The 16,023-nt window shown below is 50.5% G+C and carries 18 protein-coding genes, 1 tRNA gene and 1 riboswitch; of the genes, 8 read left to right on the top strand and 11 right to left on the bottom strand.

Annotation, left to right across the window (positions count from 1 at the left end):
* Positions 1 to 74 precede the first annotated feature (74 nt).
* The 5 genes from PsAD13_RS19970 to PsAD13_RS19990 form a co-directional block, all read right to left on the bottom strand.
* On the bottom strand, positions 75 to 815 hold the full coding sequence (locus tag PsAD13_RS19970; protein ID WP_063319280.1) for a VCBS domain-containing protein: 741 nt from the start codon (positions 813 to 815) through the stop codon (positions 75 to 77).
* Between the two features lie 351 nt (positions 816 to 1,166).
* Positions 1,167 to 1,592 (bottom strand): VOC family protein, encoded by a 426-nt coding sequence (locus PsAD13_RS19975; RefSeq protein ID WP_063319281.1) that lies wholly within the window; start codon positions 1,590 to 1,592, stop codon positions 1,167 to 1,169.
* Positions 1,593 to 1,610: 18 nt separating this feature from the next.
* Positions 1,611 to 3,026: a magnesium transporter gene (gene mgtE, locus PsAD13_RS19980; RefSeq protein WP_063319282.1), complete on the bottom strand. Its 1,416-nt coding sequence runs from the start codon at positions 3,024 to 3,026 to the stop codon at positions 1,611 to 1,613.
* 488 nt (positions 3,027 to 3,514) lie between these two features.
* Positions 3,515 to 3,601 (bottom strand) — tRNA-Leu (locus PsAD13_RS19985).
* A 180-nt stretch (positions 3,602 to 3,781) separates the two neighbouring features.
* Positions 3,782 to 4,048 (bottom strand): FliM/FliN family flagellar motor switch protein, encoded by a 267-nt coding sequence (locus PsAD13_RS19990; protein WP_063289457.1) that lies wholly within the window; start codon positions 4,046 to 4,048, stop codon positions 3,782 to 3,784.
* A gap of 143 nt (positions 4,049 to 4,191) precedes the next feature.
* Here PsAD13_RS19990 and lipB point away from each other — a divergent pair, with 143 nt between their 5' ends.
* Positions 4,192 to 4,911 (top strand): lipoyl(octanoyl) transferase LipB, encoded by a 720-nt coding sequence (gene lipB / locus PsAD13_RS19995; RefSeq protein WP_063319283.1) that lies wholly within the window; start codon positions 4,192 to 4,194, stop codon positions 4,909 to 4,911.
* Between the two features lie 18 nt (positions 4,912 to 4,929).
* Here lipB and PsAD13_RS20000 read toward each other — a convergent pair whose 3' ends face one another.
* Positions 4,930 to 5,199 carry an acylphosphatase gene (locus PsAD13_RS20000; protein ID WP_057463397.1) on the bottom strand — a complete coding sequence of 90 codons (270 nt, stop codon included), beginning with the start codon at positions 5,197 to 5,199 and terminating at the stop codon, positions 4,930 to 4,932.
* 161 nt (positions 5,200 to 5,360) lie between these two features.
* Here PsAD13_RS20000 and PsAD13_RS20005 point away from each other — a divergent pair, with 161 nt between their 5' ends.
* A complete protein-coding gene (locus PsAD13_RS20005) occupies positions 5,361 to 6,626 on the top strand; it encodes a hypothetical protein (RefSeq protein ID WP_057463398.1) in 1,266 nt (421 codons plus the stop codon).
* Between the two features lie 45 nt (positions 6,627 to 6,671).
* Here PsAD13_RS20005 and PsAD13_RS20010 read toward each other — a convergent pair whose 3' ends face one another.
* From PsAD13_RS20010 to PsAD13_RS20025, 4 genes are all read right to left on the bottom strand, one after another.
* The gene (locus PsAD13_RS20010; protein WP_057463399.1) at positions 6,672 to 7,571 is read right to left on the bottom strand and encodes a DMT family transporter; all 900 of its coding nucleotides are present in this window, start codon (positions 7,569 to 7,571) and stop codon (positions 6,672 to 6,674) included.
* A 133-nt stretch (positions 7,572 to 7,704) separates the two neighbouring features.
* Positions 7,705 to 7,854: riboswitch (FMN riboswitch) on the bottom strand.
* A 133-nt stretch (positions 7,855 to 7,987) separates the two neighbouring features.
* Positions 7,988 to 8,410: a gamma-glutamylcyclotransferase family protein gene (locus tag PsAD13_RS20015; RefSeq protein WP_057463400.1), complete on the bottom strand. Its 423-nt coding sequence runs from the start codon at positions 8,408 to 8,410 to the stop codon at positions 7,988 to 7,990.
* Between the two features lie 24 nt (positions 8,411 to 8,434).
* Entirely contained in the window at positions 8,435 to 9,091 is a 657-nt protein-coding gene (locus PsAD13_RS20020) for an HAD hydrolase-like protein (protein ID WP_063319284.1), read from the bottom strand.
* Between the two features lie 41 nt (positions 9,092 to 9,132).
* Positions 9,133 to 11,145: an acetyl/propionyl/methylcrotonyl-CoA carboxylase subunit alpha gene (locus PsAD13_RS20025; RefSeq protein ID WP_063312020.1), complete on the bottom strand. Its 2,013-nt coding sequence runs from the start codon at positions 11,143 to 11,145 to the stop codon at positions 9,133 to 9,135.
* A 248-nt stretch (positions 11,146 to 11,393) separates the two neighbouring features.
* Between PsAD13_RS20025 and folB the strand changes: the two genes are divergently transcribed.
* The 6 genes from folB (at position 11,394) to PsAD13_RS20055 (ending at position 14,218) form a co-directional block, all read left to right on the top strand.
* Positions 11,394 to 11,774 (top strand): dihydroneopterin aldolase, encoded by a 381-nt coding sequence (gene folB / locus PsAD13_RS20030; protein WP_063319285.1) that lies wholly within the window; start codon positions 11,394 to 11,396, stop codon positions 11,772 to 11,774.
* 137 nt (positions 11,775 to 11,911) lie between these two features.
* Positions 11,912 to 12,214: a hypothetical protein gene (locus PsAD13_RS20035; RefSeq protein ID WP_063319423.1), complete on the top strand. Its 303-nt coding sequence runs from the start codon at positions 11,912 to 11,914 to the stop codon at positions 12,212 to 12,214.
* A gap of 14 nt (positions 12,215 to 12,228) precedes the next feature.
* Positions 12,229 to 12,549, top strand: coding sequence for a hypothetical protein (locus PsAD13_RS20040; protein WP_063289463.1), 321 nt, complete (start codon positions 12,229 to 12,231; stop codon positions 12,547 to 12,549).
* A gap of 551 nt (positions 12,550 to 13,100) precedes the next feature.
* Positions 13,101 to 13,391 carry a hypothetical protein gene (locus tag PsAD13_RS20045; protein ID WP_057463404.1) on the top strand — a complete coding sequence of 97 codons (291 nt, stop codon included), beginning with the start codon at positions 13,101 to 13,103 and terminating at the stop codon, positions 13,389 to 13,391.
* A gap of 115 nt (positions 13,392 to 13,506) precedes the next feature.
* Positions 13,507 to 13,797, top strand: a complete 291-nt coding sequence (locus tag PsAD13_RS20050; protein ID WP_057463405.1) for a hypothetical protein — start codon at positions 13,507 to 13,509, stop codon at positions 13,795 to 13,797.
* A 121-nt stretch (positions 13,798 to 13,918) separates the two neighbouring features.
* Positions 13,919 to 14,218 (top strand): hypothetical protein, encoded by a 300-nt coding sequence (locus PsAD13_RS20055; protein WP_063292666.1) that lies wholly within the window; start codon positions 13,919 to 13,921, stop codon positions 14,216 to 14,218.
* Positions 14,219 to 14,317: 99 nt separating this feature from the next.
* Here the strand turns inward: PsAD13_RS20055 and PsAD13_RS20060 are convergent, their stop codons facing one another.
* On the bottom strand, positions 14,318 to 15,850 hold the full coding sequence (locus tag PsAD13_RS20060; RefSeq protein ID WP_063319286.1) for an acyl-CoA carboxylase subunit beta: 1,533 nt from the start codon (positions 15,848 to 15,850) through the stop codon (positions 14,318 to 14,320).
* Positions 15,851 to 16,023: the final 173 nt, after the last annotated feature.

Below are 16,023 nucleotides of genomic sequence, written 5' to 3' on the forward strand. Positions count from 1 at the left end.
CACAACTTCCGACAATAAAAAGCCCCACGAAGTGATCCGTCGGGGCTAGTTTGTTTTAGCTTCACATCAATGCCTTACACAAAGGCAAAATCGTCCTCATATAGATTGGAATGGGTAACACCCTCAGCGATAAGCGAGGTGTCAAAACTATCCCGCAATGCACCATCAGAGGCTGTGCTTTCTCCCTGTGTGGTGACTGCTTCGCCCCTACCATTCACGGTCACATTAACTGTTTCTGTAGAGGTCGCCCCAGATTCATCGGTGATCGTATAGGTGAAACTATCGAAACTAAACTCACCCTGATCCAGATCATCAAACTGTCCGTTTGGATCATAGGTAAAGTTGCCATCCTCATTGACAGTCACAGTGCCAAGTGTACCGTCCGTCTCAACGGTAATAGTATGGCTGTCATTGGTATCAGCATCGCTAAAATGAGGTGAGATGACAACAGCACCATCTTCAACGGTACCTGCATACACGGAGGACGCCACCGGTCCGTCATTTTTGCCGGTAATAGTGATACTTACAGTAGAGGTGCCGCTTGCCCCATGTTGGTCGGTGATTGTGTAGGTGAAGCTGGTGGTGGCTGTTTCACCCTCCGCGAGGTAATCAAACTCCGTGCCGGGATCGTATAAAAAAACATCAAACAAACCTTGGTCGGTCAACGTCAACGTCCCTTTCAGACCTTCCGTGTTGAGCGAGGTCGTGTGCGTATCACCCCAATCCTGATCATGAAAGATCGCGCGCCACACACTTGGTTGGTTTTCGTGTCTGGTAAATTCATAAGGGAAAGTAACTGGTGCGTTATTAGCCATACTCTGCACTCCAAGTATACAAAAATTAGAACTACAATCTATGAGTGTAATCTTACCTGAAGCTAACCGCGCCACATCTGTCATTATACATATATCAGAGCAAGTTAGCCGGGTTTGTAAGACCGCGAGCAGGCCCATTATCGTGACTTTACAGATGTGAGCGATCCCACCACCACATGCTCACATCGGAGTTCATCCGGCGATGATCTTAGGTTTTCGGTCTTTGCAGCAATTGCTTACTGAGAAGTCTCGCTAGAGGAAAGTTCTGCAAACTTGAAGACTGGGAGTCATCTGCCAATCCTGAGACTAGAACCACAAAAGGAGGTTACATCACAAAACGCGAGACGTGCTCTAATCCTGATAGTTGGGCCACAGTCCCGGTGTTGCCAGTTCCACCACATTGCCAAACGGGTCATGGAAAAACAGGCTCACACCGCCTTGAGGCCAACGCACCTCACTGCTGAGCGCGACTTTTTTCTCTACAAGATATTCACGCCACTCGATCAGCGCACTTCTGGAGATCGCAAATGCAAAATGAGAAGGTCCGTCAGTGCTGTGCCCCGGCACCATGCCATAAGGGCTTTCAACATCCTCACGGCACACACCGCGCCTGAAGACCAGAAGCATCTGATTGGGGCCAACGTCATACCCATGCATGCGCTCGCCTTCAACAACCCGCCTCAACCCCAAAAACTCACCATAAAAATCATGCGCACTGGCAAAATCATCAACGTAAACGGCAGTTTCGACAATTCCATTAATACCTGGGGCGTCCATTCCTAACCTCCTGATTGGCTAGTATGGCAGACCGAACCACCACGCAGCCAGGAACAAAAATGTAAAGAAGCCAACAACGTCCGTTATGGTGGTCACAAAAACTGAAGAAGCAATGGCAGGATCCGCTCCAATTTTCTCTAAGCCCATAGGAACCAGCAATCCAAACAGACCAGCGCAGATTGAGTTAATCAGAATTGCGCTGCCAATAACCACCCCAAGTTCTGGGTTGAGGAACCATCCCCCCGCGATAGCACCAATCAGGAATCCGAGGCCGACACCGTTGATAAGGCCCACCAACAGCTCACGTCGCAAAACGCGTAGAATGTTACGCCGGTTCAATTCCTGGGTCGCAATTGCGCGCACCGTCACCGCCATGGTCTGCGTACCGGAGTTTCCGCCCATGGACGCCACAATCGGCATCAACACAGCCAAAGCCACCATGCGCTCAATCGTGGCCGTGAAGAGCGATATGACAAAAGCGGCAAAGATTGCGGTAAACACATTCACCGACAACCAGGAGAAACGGGACTTGGCAATCTCAAGCACACTGTCTGAGATCTCCTCATCCCCCACACCAGCCATCGCCAGCATGTCTTCCTCAGCCTCTTCCTGAATGACGTCAACAATGTCATCAACGGTCACAATACCGACCAGACGCTCGGAGACGTCAGTCACCGCCACAGAAACAAGGTTATAGCGTTCAAACAAACGCGCCACATCTTCCTGATCATCGGTGACCAGAACAGAATGACGGGTTTCCTCCATGATCTTGGAGATCTTTTTTGATCGCTTCGTGCGCAACAACCGGTCCAGCGCCACAGCACCCAAAAGATGGAAGCCGGGGTCAACCACGTAAAGCTCATAGAAGCTGTCCGGCAGATCTTTGGAGCTGCGCAGATGGTCAATCACCTGCCCTACAGTCCAGAACGGCGGCACGGCAATAAAATCAGTCTGAACAATACGTCCAGCAGTATCCTCGGGAAACTCCAGCGCACGTTTAATCTGGACCTGATCCACATTGGGCAACTGAGCAAGGATCTTCTCCTGCTCTTCCTGCTCCATGTCTTCAAGCAGATAAACAGCATCATCGGATTCAAGCTCGCCAATCCCCTCAGCAACATCCCCATCCGGCAATGCCTCCAGAACCTGCGCACGCACAGACTCTTCGGTTTCGGTCAAAGCGGCAAAGTCGAATTCTTCACCCAGCAGCTGAATCAGGAGAACGCGATCATCCTCGCGCAGCATCTCCAGCAAGTCACCCATATCCGCATCATGCAGATTACCCGCCAGCTCACGCACAACAGCTGCATCCCGTGTATCAAGGGCTGCTTCAACGTGCGCAACAAAGCCGGTATCAAGGTGTCCGCTTGCATCTCTGACATGTGGTGGAGGGGGCGCGGCATGAAGCGCACCGGGATTTTCCGATTGGGTCATGTGACCTCCACACGTTAGAGCGCGTTCCGTTTGAGTAGATTTAATCAAACGACAAGAATTCGCTCCACCAAAGATGCTAGAATGCGGTGCGTGAATGTAAATGACCGCGACGCGTTCCAGAGTCAAATGCTTGGCGTGAGCATCGTCCTTCGAGATTGCTGAAAATTGAAATGCACGTGGAACCATCGTCCCTATGCACAGTTTTGTGTTTATAGCGACCTGCGCAGACCGTGCAATCCTTTTACGAAGAATTCACGATTTACATCAAAACACATTCTGTTTGAGCGACCGCACTCAGGTTGAGAACGCACGCTCAACCAACGAACGCATCAAAAACGTAAATAACGCAAATTCGCGCAAAAAATCACAAAGCAACGCAAACCAGCGACACTCCCCTTTTTAGGGAATGGCATATGCAAATTTTATGCTGAGAAAAAACAGAGGCTTAGATAGCAAAAAACCCCGGCTCATAAAGAGCTCGGGGCTTTTGGTGCGGCCGAGAAGACTCGAACTTCCACGGGTGTTACCCCACAGCGACCTCAACGCTGCGCGTCTACCAATTCCGCCACGGCCGCAAAACCTTGGCTTGCTTCCGGTTTGTTTGGCTCGTTGGCCTCGCCCCGTCAGCTGGTGAGCGGTGATATAGCCAACCCCTCGAACCTGCGCAAGTACCCTTTTTCAAAAATTCACAGCGCAGAGGAAAAAAATCGAAAAAACCTCTTTTAGACGGGCACTTATCCACTGCACCAGATATTTTAGATGCGATCTTCCATGTTTACAGGTCGCATATCCACAGCGCGCTGCAATACCTTTGTGATGACAATGCCAACTTTATCGCCAACCACAGTCACCTGCCCTTCAGCAACTGGTGTACTGTTTGCCAAAATCGTAACATCATCAGCTTCATGGGTGTCCAGCTCAATCACCGCACCTCGTCCCATGCGCAACAACTGGTGCACTGGCATTTCAGATTTGCCCAGCACCACTGATATGTCGACGGAGATATCATCAAACCTGTTCATCTCTGTCTGCCTCCATCTGAGGGAATAAAATGCACCTGTCTCGTCTCTGTGAGTTGGTGCCCTGTTATTTTTAGTGTAGACGCTTACATCTCATTAGGGCAAACCAACTAACCGAAATCCGCAGATCATTTTGGGATAACAACATGGCCGATCGTCAAACCCTTAAAACAGACTTCTTCCCCTTAGAGGGATCTCCCCCTGTTGAGTGGGTGATCGACGATGATCTTGTACCTTACGAAGTTGCCCAGAAGGAAATGGAAGACCGCGTTGCCGCAATCGCAGCTGGCGAAGCCAACGAACGCGTCTGGCTTTTGGAACATCCGCCCCTCTACACAGCAGGCACAAGCGCCGATCCAGTCGACCTGATCGCCAAAGACCGCTTCCCGGTTTATGAAACAGGTCGCGGAGGGCAGTATACTTATCACGGTCCGGGACAACGTGTTGCTTATGTTATGCTCGATTTGAAGCGCCGTCAGCAAGACGTCCGCGCCTTCGTCGCAGCCTTGGAAAAATGGCTCATCGACACCCTGTGGCAGCATCACGTCCGCGGAGAAAGACGGGAAGATCGCGTTGGTGTCTGGGTTCAACGTCCTAAAAAAGGCAAAGACGTAGAAGACAAGATTGCCGCCATCGGCATTCGCCTGCGCAAGTGGGTAACCTTCCACGGTATCTCACTGAATGTAGACCCGGACCTGGAGCACTTCACCGGCATTGTCCCCTGCGGCGTGCAAAAACATGGTGTCACCAGCTTTGTGGATCTCGGTCTTCCACTCACAATGCCAGAGGTGGATATCATCTTGCGAGAGCAATTCGAAGAGATCTTCGGAGCCACAGAAACCTTTGGTCCGTCCGGCCTCGTTTAAAAGCCTGAGAGTGGATAACTAGTATTCAATGCGGAAAGACCCCTTCTCGTCAGGGGCATCCGCCAGCAGTGTCACCGCTTCAACTTGTGCCCCGACGGGCCCCTGCTGAACAGCCATCAACAGGGCATCCACTTTTTCCGGATCACCGGTGACAACTGCCTCCACTGATCCATCAGCATTGTTCTTGCACCAGCCGGAAACACCGAGCATTCCGGCTTTTTTATAAAGCCACGCACGATATCCAACACCCTGCACCAATCCCGTAATGGAAAAGTGTTTGGTTTTCATTGGTATCTCCCGGTGCGCTTAAAGGCTTCACAGATAAAACTTTTCTCGATTCAGAGGACGAAGTTGGCAACACAGCCCAGTCTCGCCACAGCCTTAGATTGCAAGCCATAAAAAAAACATCAACTCCTATATCTAATAGGTAGCCCTTTAGGAGAGACTTTATGAATTTTCTCAAATCCCGCCTGACTGCTCTTTCATTCTCCGCAGTCATGATTTTTCTACCAGCTCAGAGCTTTGCTCAGATCAATTTCACCAGTCAGTTCAACGAGATCATAGAAATGGCTGATTATGAAACCGGCATCGCTTCTTTTGTAAGCAACACTAAGCAGAATCCGGAAAACAATCAGGCAAAGCTCGCATTGGGCGCCCTGCAGTTTCTCAATGCCCTCCAAGGCATTCAACAAGACCTATACAAATATGGCGCCGGAAACACATCTCCAAACAGAAGCCTGAGGTCGATCCTCCCCGTCTTCAGAATCCCGGTTGCCCCAAACCCAACGCCAGAACCCATTACCTACAACAAGACAAGGGAAATGCTGGAGAACTTCGTGTCTCAGCTGGAACAAGCAAATGAAACTTTGAACGGGATATCAGAGCAACCAGTAAAGCTCACGGTAGACCTTTTGAAGATCAACCTGGATGCAGACAACAATGGAACCGTGGAACCTCACGAGAACCTTGCCGCAATCCTATCTGGCCTTTCCAGAAGAAGTCCGTTTCAGCTTGAGGATGATACAACTGCGTTTCCTATAACCTTTGACAGGGCAGACGCAAAATGGTTACAGGGATATTCTAACCTACTCATGTCAATGGGCAATTTCCTACTCACCTTTGACTATGAGAATACCTACGACCTCACTTTCCATAGTGTCTTTGGCGCATCTGCAACCACCTATGGTCAGCAGTTAGAAGACATGGGAAAAGCAGACAACGAGCGCGGATTTGGCTCCTTCGCCACCCCAATCAACTTCCTGCATTCCATCAATTGGACTGTACAGAACCCTGATCGCCTCAAAGCAACGCGCCAGAACCTTTTGAAGGTGATGCAGCTGAACTACGAGACATGGGATCTCATTCAAAAAGAAACGGATAACGACAACGAATGGTTGCCAAATCCCAATCAGACCAGCCCCTTTCAAGCCCTTCCTGTCACGCAAGAGACCATCGACAGCTGGCTGGAAGCCGTCAAAGCCTCCGAACAGGTGTTGACCGGCGAGCTTCTGATTCCATCCATGGTGTTTGAAGGCGGGATCAACATGAAGACCTTCTTCGAGACCGCAAAGACCTTCGACCTTGTGCTCTTCATCACCGGACCAAACTCCGTTGACTATGTGGAACAAGGCCCTGTTTGGGAGGGCGATTTCATGCGCACCATAACGCGCCCAATGGGCCGAAACTTCGGTTCATTTGCGGTCTGGTTCAACTAACTATTCCCTAAAGAAAAAGCCCGGCAATTAGACCGGGTTTTTCAATTAGTTCTGTTTGCGCTCCACATGCACAGTATAGAGTGATGCGCCAATGATCAGCGCAGCTCCAAGCCACAAGTTGCCCGGTGGTACCCAGCCGAAAATAAGAAATCCACAAAGCACATTAAGCGGCAGCTTGAGATGGTCAAACGGCTGCAAATAAGCTGCATCGACCTTCTCATAGGCCATAGCCAATGAGCCTTGCGCAATCGCCCCCAAAAGCCCCGCCAGAATAATCAACCACCACATGTTCATGCCAACTGGCATTGCCAAACCACCTGGAGCCAAGAAAGCCAGGACGAAATTAACTGGTGTCAGCAGTAGAAGAAGATAGAGCGTAACAGATTGCGGGCTCTCACGTTCTTCCAGCTTCTTCATACAAAGAATAGAAGAACCCCACAGCAGAGCAGCGATAATCGGCAGGAAAGCAACCAGCTGAAAGGCATCATCCCAAGGACTCAGAATAATCATGCCACCCACAAAGCCGACAGCTGTCGCCGCCCAGCGCTGCCTGCTTGCTGTCTCACGCAAGAACAACGCTGCTCCAATGGTCACGAAGAACGGAGAGGTCATCAAAAGCGCAATTGCCTGCCAGATTGGCACACCATTCGCCAAACCAGCCACCCAGAACTGAACGCCCAGCGCTGCCAGAAAGACGCGGAAGATATGCAGCGCCAATTGTTCTGTGTGCAATCCGTCAACACCAATGCGCCAGATCACTGGTAGCATAGCAACAAGCGAGATCAGGTATTGCCAGAAGGTTGCACTGGTAGAACTCAATCCCTGCACCATCGTCAGATACTGCATGGCAGAATTGGTGATAGCAAAAGCAGCACCGGCAAAAACCATCCAGCTTGCGCCCACAACAGCTGCGGACGCACGAGTAGAACTGCGTGATGAACTCATACACGCACCTCAAATTCACGAGATAAAAACGGAATAAACATAAGAAATCTTTCTGATCCAAAGGGCCAACAACAGCCACGTTTCATTGAATCAGGACGCGCAAGCAAACAGTGCGTTTCAAAACACCCCTCACCCACATTCTCTTTCATCCGGACTATAACCGTCGGTTCCGGGTTCTCACCGGATCTGCTGACCCTTCCTGAATATGGAAGGCGCTCGCGGACTTATGGCACGAAGGCCCATCACCACCGGTAGGGAATTACACCCCGCCCTGAGAATTATCTCCCATCATAGGGAGACCTGATTTCTAACAGATTCTCAGGAAATTGCGAGTTGTCTTTCAGTCTAACTGAAAACGCGTTTGTGAACGGACTGTCACCCCAATACTGCCTCACAACTTGATGCCAGGAGAGCTGCTATCGCAGATCCCACTGGCGCAGTTCCTCACGGTATGTCTCGGGGAAATCCCAGTGTTCTGCAGCTTCTAAAACACCTTCCCACGCCTTTACGTGAGGTTTCCCTGTCCGCACAGTGCGGCTCATATACATAATGGCAGACTTATTCTGCCCACCGCTTCGAACCGGAAGAAAGACCTTGTCCAGACCCTTGCGGAAAAGCGCCTCTGCGCCATCCACAATTGTAACTTCCCCGATGCGGCAATCCCACAGAACACCGTGAACACGCTTCCCCGGCGCTTTCACCATGGAAGGAACGCCTTCGGACGTCACGATAAAGCGATAGCCATCCATGGAAGCTGGCCCCAGCGCTTTGGCTTGCGGGCAACGGCTTGCCATGGTCTTCGGGTTCATCAAGCGGCCATAAGCGAAATAAATCGGCATCAATTCAACTCATTACAAAGAAGGTCAGACGACAAGACTGTCAGCAAGGTGAGCGGCAAGCTCTTCACGCGAAGCAACCACGGTATCAGCTCCGCAATCTGCAAGCTCACTTTCAGAGCCGTAGCCCCAGAGCACACCAACGGATCGGACACCATTTTCTTTCGCTGCAATAATATCGTGTTTGCGATCGCCAATCATGAGACACTGAGACGCTTCCAGACCTTCCTGCTCCAACAGATAAGCCAGAAGATCCACCTTATTACCGCGGGTCATGTCCAACTCGCAGCCATAGGTTTTCTCAAAAAAACCATCCATCTCAAAATGCGCGACAATCTTTTCCGCATAAACCCAAGGCTTGGACGTACACACGAACAACCGGTCCCCACGCTCCTTAGCAGCCTGCAGCAGCTCAATGATCCCATCGTAACGCACGTTTTCATAAAGCCCAACAGTGGTGAAGCGCTCGCGATAAAGGCGAATCCCCTCAAGGATCAGCTCTTCATCTTCCGTATTCAGAAGTTGGCGATAGGTTTCTGTGAGGGGCGGCCCGATGACAAAGGCAAGATCTTCAGCAGGAGGAACGTCGCGGCCAAGCTTTTTAAGCGCGTATTGAACGCTCGTTACAATGCCGACAAAAGGGTCTGTCAGCGTTCCATCCAGATCAAAAAGCAGAGTTCGCAAAGCCAAATCCTCAACATAGGAATTGGCTTCGCACCAACTCCTTATTCAAATTCCATGATAACAGCATCCACTGCCAGACTGTCACCCGGTGCAGCCTTGATAGCGCTTACCACACAATCGCGTTCGGCCCGAAGCACATTTTCCATTTTCATGGCTTCAACAATGGCCAGCTGCTCTCCAGCTTTCACTTCCTGCCCCTCTTCTACATGAAGAGAAACAACAAGGCCCGGCATTGGGCAAAGCAACAGGTTGGATGTATCCGGTGCAACTTTCTCAGGCATCAGTGCTGCAAGCTCAGCATTGCGAGGCGTCATCACCTTGGCAACAACAGAATAGCCTTGCCAGTCCAGCTGGTAGCCATTCTCAACAGACCGCACTTGGGCACTTACAGCACGATCACCAACGTGACCTTTCCAAAGCATATCGCCCGGAACCCAGGAGGACGCAACGCGTTCGCGAGCACCACCCTCAACACACACATCAATATCAAGTGGTGTTGCCGCCATGCCTTCAATCAACTCAGCATCCAGCTTCTCACCATTGATCAAAACACCCCACTCACGGCGTACACCGCCATGATGCGGACGCAGGCGACCCGGCAAGTGATCCAGACGCTCACGCTCAATCAGATGCATGGAAAGCGCAACTGACGCCAACACATTACGGGCCTCTGCATCAGGTGTAGCTGGTTCAAACCCATCAGGATACTCATCAGCAATAAAGCCGGTTGCCAACTGACCAGACCGCCAGCGCGGATGCTTCATGAGAGATGCAAGAAACGGCACATTGTGCTGGATGCCATCCACCTGAAACTCATCAAGTGCAGTGCTCATGCCTTCAATCGCTTCAGCTCGTGTCGGCGCATAGGTCACCAATTTTGCGATCATCGGATCGTAGAACATGGAGATTTCAGAGCCTTCCACCACGCCAGTATCATTACGCACCACATAAGCACCGTGATCACCTTCTGCAGGTGGACGATAGCGCGTTAGGCGGCCAATGGACGGCAGGAAGTTGCGGTACGGATCCTCAGCATAGATACGGCTTTCAACAGACCAGCCATTCAGCTTGACCTCATCCTGCTTCAAAGAAAGCTCTTCACCAGCTGCAACACGGATCATCTGCTCAACCAGATCCACACCAGTGATCAGTTCAGTCACTGGATGCTCCACCTGAAGGCGGGTGTTCATCTCAAGAAAGAAGAAGCTCTTGTCCTGTCCAGCAACAAACTCAACAGTACCCGCGCTGTCATAGTCAACAGCCTTGGCAAGCGCGACTGCCTGCTCACCCATCTTGCGGCGAGTTTCTTCGTCCAGCAAAGGAGACGGCGCTTCTTCAATCACCTTCTGGTTACGACGCTGAATGGAACACTCGCGTTCACCCAGATAAACCGCATTGCCGTGTTTATCGCCCAGCACCTGAATTTCGATGTGGCGCGGGTTTTCAATAAACTTCTCGATGAAGATACGATCATCGCCAAAGGAGCTGATAGCTTCAGACTTTGCGCGCTCGAAGCCATCCATGGCCTCTTCATCATTCCAGGCAATACGCATGCCTTTACCGCCGCCACCGGCGGAGGCTTTAATCATCACCGGGTAACCAACCTCAGAGGCAATCCGCTTGGCATCTTCAGGGCTTTCAATCAGCCCCATATATCCAGGTACAGTGGAAACATCAGCTTCAGCCGCAAATCGCTTGGAGGTGATCTTATCTCCCATCACCTCAATCGCTTTTGGATTAGGGCCGATAAAGACAATGCCTTCCTGCTTCAAACGCTCACAGAATTCTGCGCGTTCGGAAAGAAAGCCATAACCTGGATGCACAGCCTCAGCACCGGTCTGCTTACATGCTTCAATAATCTTGTCGATCACAAGGTATGATTTCGCTGCAGCCGGTTCACCAATGTGAACGGCCTCATCAGCCATCTCCACATGAAGCGCATCTCGGTCCGCATCGGAGTAAACAGCAACCGTTTTGATCCCCATCGTTTTTGCCGTTTTGATAACACGGCAAGCGATTTCCCCACGGTTTGCGATCAGAATCTTTGAAAACATGCCCATCCCACATACACACCTTCTTTATTTACAGTGCAGGGTTGTAGGCATCTCTACTCACTTCCGCAACCTCACAATTGGGCGAAGAACCATCGCACTTTCGTAGGGGCAATGGATGCGCAAAGCATCTAAGTTTTGACGGAGTTTCACCCAAATACAGAGCATTATCTCTTAAAATGCGTTGAGTTTCTCTCTCACCTCTGGCAACACAGTTTTCCAACAGTCGGAAAGTCCTCAGGAGCCAAACAATGAATGAAAACAAGATTTTTCTGGAAGGCCTGTCTTTCTATGCATTCCATGGCCTCCATGATGAAGAAGCTAAATTGGGCCAACGCTTTATCATTGATCTGACCTGTTGGGCGGATTTTGAAAAGGCAACGGTTTCAGATGACTACGAAGACACCATCTGCTACGGCACCCTTGCAAAAACTGTCGAGGATGTTGTGACCAACTCCCGTTTCAATCTGTTGGAACGTCTTGCCGGAGCTATTTGTGAGGCCGTTTTCGCGATGGATCAGCGAATCTCCAAGATCACTGTGAAAGTGAATAAACCCTCTGCCCCGGTGCCGGTTCATACGGGCGGGTTTGGCGTAGAAGTCACACGTGCATGCCCTGCTGCAAAAAGTTAAATCAACGGCATCTTCTTAAGAACCGGCTAACCACCGCTCACCTTGACACTCGCACTTTTGGGCTATTGCCTTCAAAACATATGGAACTGCGGCGTTCAAGCCAGCATCAACATCTGCATTGTAAGGCAACTGATCCCATGCGTAGTGCCTCCACCACCATTATTGCCAGTAGTCTCATAACTCTGTTGTGGGTAGCCTCAGCCAATGCTCAGGCACGTCCAGATGCAAGGGCCCTGACATGCGAGCAGGCAAAGCAACTGGTCGACAGTCGTGGAGGCGTCGTCCTGACCACAGGCCCGCGAACCTATGAGCGCTTTGTGAGCAACATCAGATATTGCCTGCACAACGAAGTGCTTCGCAGAGAGTGGGCCCAGACCAAAGACAACAACTCCTGCCAGATCGGTTATCGCTGTTCACCACGCACACGGCAGAACCAGTAATAAGGGAGGAGACTATGCGGATATCAACACTGCTCGTTCTTTCGAGCACTCTGGCTCTCATGGTTTCCACCACAGCGCACGCACGCCCTGATACACGGCAAATGTCCTGTCTTGAAGCCCGCTCCGTCGTACAGCGTGCTGGCGGCATTGTATTAAGCACTGGCGTTCGTACCTACGACCGTTTCGTCGCGGGCCTTCAGTTCTGCCAGCCTTACGAACGCTTGATGAGCCGCTGGGTCCCCACAAAAGACCAGAAGCGCTGCTTCATCGGCTATTCATGTGAGCCGGGTTACAACAGCGGCGAAGGACCATTCGGCTCCGATATCTTCGACTGAGCCCTTTGAAGATCCACGTTTCACGCAAATACACTGCAGTTGCACCATAAAACGCAGCTGCAGTTACCCACATTCGAATCCTTCATCCACATCCTGCGAAACTCACCTTGCCCGTTCGGCATGACCGACAGGCGGTTGAGAACTCCTTTCTGCACCACCATCAAGCAAAAGTGTGAGCTTGATCACAGACAGGCAAGTAATCCCCAAGAACACGAAGACACGAGTTCGTTACCGGCTTAAATTCAAAGTTGCGAAAAGAAAATTTTGTGTTCCAAAACACATCTTACTCAAAAATTTCCAGTAAACATACAATCATCAACGAACAACAACAAACCACAAACATCAAAAAACAAAGCATACAACAAAAATAAGCTCGAAGAAAAACAAGATAACTACAAAACACAAGATATAAGGCGGCACGGAGTTGCCTTGTATCAGTCTAAATTGAAAAGACACGCCGAAGTAACAACCAACATCGGCAAAACCCCATCAGAAAGACTGCTCCTCCCGGTCTTTCGCTCTGAAAATGACTAGAACTGAAAGTAAAACAAATGAAAAAGATCGCTCTGACCCTATCCGTACTTGGCCTCGTATCTGCTGCTTCTATCGCTCAGGCTGCTCTGGTAAACACCGGTGACCTGACTGCCTCCCAGGCAAAATCACTTGTACAGGACAAAGGTGCAATTGTTCTCGCAACTGGCCCAGGTCTTTACGACCGCTACGTTGCAAACGCTTCTTACTGTGCTTCACACGAAGAAACTCAGCGCGCTTACGTCGTAACCAAAGACTCCAATAGCTCCCTCATCGGTTACACCTGCGTCGTCGAAAACAGAGATAACTAAGCCTCTAATCCGCCTCAAGTTAGAGAGCTTCCCCCATCAACCTCTTAGGGAAAGACTGTTCCTCCCCAGCCTTTCCCTCCCCAAATGATACAAATTAAAATTGAAAGTAAGACCAATGAAAAAGATCGCTCTGACCCTATCCGTACTCGGCCTCGTATCTGCTGCTTCCATCGCTCAGGCTGCTCTGGTGAATACCGGTGACCTGACTGCCTCTCAGGCAAAATCACTCGTACAGGACAAAGGTGCAATCGTTCTCGCAACCGGCCCAGGTCTTTACGACCGCTACGTTGCAAACGCTTCCTATTGCGCAACACATGAAGAAACAGAGCGCGCCTATGTCGTGACCAAAGACTCCAACCATTCCCTTATTGGTTACACCTGCGTGGTTGACAACAAAAACAACTAAAATCTAACTCGCCCCAAGTTAGACGCACGTCCCCCATCATCACGTCCCAGGGAAAGGCTTTGCCTCCTAGTCTTTCCCTCCCCCATTTCCCATAAGAATTAAGAAACCGAAAGCTAAACAAATGAAAAAGATCGCTCTGACCCTTTCCGTCCTCAGCCTTGTCTCTGTTGCTTCTGTTGCTCAGGCTATGAACGCTCCACGCACCAATACAACTGACCTCACAGGGTCTCAGGTAAAGTCTCTGGTGCAAGAAAAAGGTGCGATCGTTCTCTCCACAGGTCCTGGCCTTTATGACCGTTACGTAGCAAATGGCTCTTACTGTAGCCCAAGCGAAGAAACACAGCGCGCCTACGTTGTGACAAAAGACTCCAACCACTCCCTCATTGGTTACACCTGCGTGGTCGAAAACGACGAAAGATAAGACCTAACTCGCCCCAAGTTAGTCCCCTTCCCATCAAAAAACCCGGCCTTCGTGTGAAAGCCGGGTTTTTTGATGTTTCGTTCGATCAGACAACAATTCTTAGAGCGGGATGTTGTCGTGTTTGCGCCAAGGCATCTGCTGGTTCTTGGTCCGCAACATCGCAAGTGCTCTCGAAATGCGCATCCGTGTAGACTGCGGCATGATCACCTCATCAATGTAGCCACGCTCCGCGGCAACAAATGGGTTCGCAAACCGATCTTCATAATCCTTGGTGCGCGCAGCAATCTTCTCGGAATCACCCAGCTCGTTGCGATAGAGGATCTCAACAGCACCCTTTGCACCCATCACAGCAATCTCAGCAGATGGCCATGCATAATTCATATCACCACGAATATGCTTGGAGCTCATCACATCATACGCGCCGCCATAAGCTTTACGCGTGATCACTGTGATTTTCGGAACAGTCGCTTCACCATAAGCAAACAGCAGCTTTGCGCCATGCTTGATCAACCCACCATATTCCTGCGCAGTCCCTGGCAAAAAGCCCGGAACATCCACGAAGGTTACCAGCGGAATGTTGAAGCAGTCACAGAAACGAACAAAACGCGCAGCCTTCCGGCTTGCATCACTGTCCAGAACACCCGCAAGAACCATTGGCTGGTTGGCGACAATACCAACTGTGCGCCCTTCGACTCGGCCAAAGCCAGTGATAATGTTTCCGGCAAAGCTTTCCTGAATCTCAAAGAAGTCCTGCTCATCGACAGTCTTCAGGATCAGTTCCCGCATATCATACGGTTTGTTCGGATTATCCGGAACCAGCGTATTGAGGCTCTCATCCAAACGAGATGGATCATCATAAACGGAAAGTTCAGGTAGCGGAGCCTGATTGTTCATCGGCAGGTAATCCACCAAACGACGAATCTGTAGCAACGCTTCCACATCATTGTCAAACGCACCATCGGCGATGGAAGATTTGGTCGTGTGAATGCTCGCGCCGCCCAGTTCCTCAGCCGTCACAGTCTCATTGGTCACTGTTTTCACAACATCAGGACCAGTGACAAACATGTAGGAGGTATCGCGCACCATAAAGATGAAGTCGGTCATGGCAGGTGAATACACATCACCACCAGCACATGGACCCATAATCACAGAAATCTGCGGAATAACACCAGATGCCTGAATGTTACGCCAGAACACTTCACCGTATCCACCGAGCGCAGCAACACCTTCCTGAATACGAGCACCACCTGCATCAAAGATCCCGATGATCGGTGCACGATTCTGCAGCGCCATATCCTGGATCTTCATGATCTTCTCGGCGTGTGTCTCAGACAGCGATCCGCCAAACACAGTGAAGTCTTTCGAGAAGAGGTAAACGGTACGGCCGTTGATGGTTCCCCAACCAGCGACAACACCATCCCCCGGGAAGTGCGTTTCCTCCATACCAAACTCGGTACAGCGGTGCTGCTTGAACATATCGAATTCTTCGAAGGAACCTTCATCTAGCAGAATTTCAATGCGCTCTCGTGCGGTGAGTTTTCCGCGTTTGTGCTGCGCATCAATTCGGCGCTGTCCCCCACCAAGCCGCGCTTCATCACGTCTTTTTTCTAATTCAGCTAGAACTTCCTTCATCAGATATCTCAGCTCCCAATCTAACTGAGTTATCTCCTAGCACGCCCCTACGCACAAAAACTAGTAAGCCGTTGGATTGAGAAGCCTCATGCAATGCAACTGATTACTACCTCAACCCAACAACCAATAACCCTTGGGAAACCAAGCATTATTTGATGCTTTGACAGCTAAAA

Source organism: Pseudovibrio sp. Ad13 (genome assembly GCF_001623225.1).
GTDB lineage: Bacteria > Pseudomonadota > Alphaproteobacteria > Rhizobiales > Stappiaceae > Pseudovibrio.

Bases quoted from the DNA above. Each gene is read 5' to 3' on its own strand.
- PsAD13_RS20010 (WP_057463399.1), bottom strand. From the start codon at position 7,571: ATGAGTTCATCACGCAGTTCTACTCGTGCGTCCGCAGCTGTTGTGGGC.
- lipB (WP_063319283.1), top strand. From the start codon at position 4,192: ATGGCCGATCGTCAAACCCTTAAAACAGACTTCTTCCCCTTAGAGGGA.
- mgtE (WP_063319282.1), bottom strand. From the start codon at position 3,026: ATGACCCAATCGGAAAATCCCGGTGCGCTTCATGCCGCGCCCCCTCCA.
- folB (WP_063319285.1), top strand. From the start codon at position 11,394: ATGAATGAAAACAAGATTTTTCTGGAAGGCCTGTCTTTCTATGCATTC.
- PsAD13_RS19990 (WP_063289457.1), bottom strand. From the start codon at position 4,048: ATGAACAGGTTTGATGATATCTCCGTCGACATATCAGTGGTGCTGGGC.
- PsAD13_RS20060 (WP_063319286.1), bottom strand. From the start codon at position 15,850: ATGAAGGAAGTTCTAGCTGAATTAGAAAAAAGACGTGATGAAGCGCGG.
- PsAD13_RS20055 (WP_063292666.1), top strand. From the start codon at position 13,919: ATGAAAAAGATCGCTCTGACCCTTTCCGTCCTCAGCCTTGTCTCTGTT.
- PsAD13_RS20035 (WP_063319423.1), top strand. From the start codon at position 11,912: ATGCGTAGTGCCTCCACCACCATTATTGCCAGTAGTCTCATAACTCTG.
- PsAD13_RS20015 (WP_057463400.1), bottom strand. From the start codon at position 8,410: ATGCCGATTTATTTCGCTTATGGCCGCTTGATGAACCCGAAGACCATG.
- PsAD13_RS20000 (WP_057463397.1), bottom strand. From the start codon at position 5,199: ATGAAAACCAAACACTTTTCCATTACGGGATTGGTGCAGGGTGTTGGA.
- PsAD13_RS20050 (WP_057463405.1), top strand. From the start codon at position 13,507: ATGAAAAAGATCGCTCTGACCCTATCCGTACTCGGCCTCGTATCTGCT.
- PsAD13_RS19970 (WP_063319280.1), bottom strand. From the start codon at position 815: ATGGCTAATAACGCACCAGTTACTTTCCCTTATGAATTTACCAGACAC.
- PsAD13_RS20005 (WP_057463398.1), top strand. From the start codon at position 5,361: ATGAATTTTCTCAAATCCCGCCTGACTGCTCTTTCATTCTCCGCAGTC.
- PsAD13_RS20045 (WP_057463404.1), top strand. From the start codon at position 13,101: ATGAAAAAGATCGCTCTGACCCTATCCGTACTTGGCCTCGTATCTGCT.
- PsAD13_RS19975 (WP_063319281.1), bottom strand. From the start codon at position 1,592: ATGGACGCCCCAGGTATTAATGGAATTGTCGAAACTGCCGTTTACGTT.
- PsAD13_RS20025 (WP_063312020.1), bottom strand. From the start codon at position 11,145: ATGTTTTCAAAGATTCTGATCGCAAACCGTGGGGAAATCGCTTGCCGT.
- PsAD13_RS20040 (WP_063289463.1), top strand. From the start codon at position 12,229: ATGCGGATATCAACACTGCTCGTTCTTTCGAGCACTCTGGCTCTCATG.